General features: G+C 49.8%; 3 protein-coding genes. All 3 read left to right on the top strand.

Features of this window, described 5'->3' with window-relative positions:
- Positions 1-713: S41 family peptidase (locus tag WBV75_RS11715; RefSeq protein WP_424120777.1), on the top strand; the 713-nt coding region annotated here is incomplete at its 5' end.
- Positions 714-746: 33 nt separating this feature from the next.
- Positions 747-1,541 carry a hypothetical protein gene (locus tag WBV75_RS11710; protein WP_424120776.1) on the top strand — a complete coding sequence of 265 codons (795 nt, stop codon included), beginning with the start codon at positions 747-749 and terminating at the stop codon, positions 1,539-1,541.
- A 50-nt stretch (positions 1,542-1,591) separates the two neighbouring features.
- Positions 1,592-2,051, top strand: a 460-nt coding sequence (locus tag WBV75_RS11705; protein ID WP_424120775.1) for an amino acid permease, incomplete at its 3' end; no start/stop codon positions are given.

Below are 2,051 nucleotides of genomic sequence, written 5' to 3'. Positions count from 1 at the left end.
ATATCGTCAAGCCCATTAGAAGCGCCTATAATCTCAGGTATCGGGACTGGGAGTATAAAAACCGGCTGAAAGTGGAAGCCGCCACCGAAAACGAGGTGGGTTACCTGCACCTGCGCGCTATGGGCTCTAATGACATCAGCCAGTTCTACCGGGAGTTTTACCCTGTTTTCGACCGCAAAGGACTTATCATCGATGTGCGTTACAACTTCGGAGGAAACATCGATAGTTTTATCCTTGAAAAGTTGCTTCGTAAGGCCTGGATGTACTGGGCGGAGCGCAATGGAAAACCCACCTGGAATATGCAGTACGCCTTCAGGGGGCATATTGTGGTTCTGGTGAACGAAAACACGTATTCAGACGGGGAGGCCTTTGCCGATGGTTTTAAAAAACTCGGGCTGGGCACCACCATAGGGGTGCGTACCTGGGGGGGCGAAATATGGCTCAGCAGCTCAAATCGCCTGAGCGACGGAGGTCTTGCCCGGGCTCCCATGATGGGGGTTTACGGAGACAACGGGGAATGGCTTATTGAAGGGCACGGTTTTGAACCCGATATCATATTGGACAATTTGCCCCATGCCACGTTTAAAGGAAAGGATGCCCAATTGGAACGGGCTATAGAATTCCTCAAAGAAGAAATCCGGAAAGATCCAAGGGATGTGCCTCAGCCCCCTCCTTTTCCGGATAAGTCTTTTGGGAACAACAAGAAAAATTAAGGATGTTCCCATAAGAATCGCTTAATATCCAATATGGCCCCTTTTTTTCGAAAAATCCGTAAATCACTCCTGGGGAAATCCAGTTTAGGCCGCTATATGCTTTATGCCATTGGAGAAAGTCTCCTGGTGGTCATAGGTATTTTACTGGCGCTTCAAATTGACAATTGGAATGAGGAACAACGAATGCGGGAGATTGAAGTGAAAACCCTCCGAGATCTTAAAGTGGAGTTTACGGAGAATCTTATGGACGCCCGAAGGGTTTACGAGGGAAATATGGGGGTTTTCGAGGCGACCACCCGGTTGCAGGAAAACGCAAAAGCCGGGGCTTTTGCTATAGAGGAGACCGATTCTCTGATGTTTTATATGTTTGACTGGTTCGATTATACCCCAAAACCCGGGGCTTCCAACAATCTGATCAATGCCGGGAACCTGAACTTAATCCAAAACGAGGAATTGCGATACCTGCTGACGCTGTGGTCCGGGGTGAACGCCGAACTGGATGACGATGAGCAGTTGTCCATCTCTTATTCTCAAAACACCATTGTTCCTTTTCTGGCAGCGCATTACCCCATTTCCAACCTTGAGAAGTACGATTTTACCCTGACCCATTACGATAAGAATATAGGACTGAATGCCTCGGCAAACCTGCCTGCACGACAGGCTTACGAGCCCTCTGCACTGCTAAAAGACCCGGTTTTTATGAGTCATGTTTCCACAAAGAAAATGCATGCTGTGCACAATGCTATGGAATGCAAGCGCGTCGTGGAATCCTGTGAAGAAATCCTCGAATTAATCGAAAAGGTGCTGCGTGAACAAACACAACCCTAAACCTGAAAAAATGAAACTGGCACGCCATACCTCAAAACCTGATCGCCCCCTTGAGCGCCATTACTAAAAAAATCGGATGGAAGGTGGCTGCTGCCCTGGTGGTGGCCAATATGATCGGTACCGGGGTTTTTACAAGCCTGGGTTTTCAGCTGCTGGATGTGCAAAATTCCTGGTCTGTCGCAGCCCTTTGGATCCTGGGTGGGGTGATGGCCCTTGCAGGGGCCTTTTGCTACGCCGAGGTGGGGAGCGCCTTCCCAAAATCAGGGGGGGAGTACGTTTTCCTTACAAAAATTTACCACCCCTTTGTCGGGTACCTGGCCGGCTGGGTATCCCTGATCGTCGGGTTTGCAGCCCCTGTAGCCCTTGCGGCTATGGCGCTGGGTGCCTACGCCTCTAATGTTGTTTCCATTCCACCTCCCGTATTGGCCGTGGGAACGGTAATTGTAATTTCGGGAATCCATTCCTTTAACCTCAGGGTGAGCAGTCGCTTTCAGGCCTTAGCCACCTGGT

This window comes from Robiginitalea sp. (genome assembly GCF_049588695.1).
Classification (GTDB): domain Bacteria; phylum Bacteroidota; class Bacteroidia; order Flavobacteriales; family Flavobacteriaceae; genus Robiginitalea.
The sequence above is the reverse complement of the archived record's forward strand: the minus strand, read 5'-3'. Positions and strand labels throughout refer to the sequence as shown.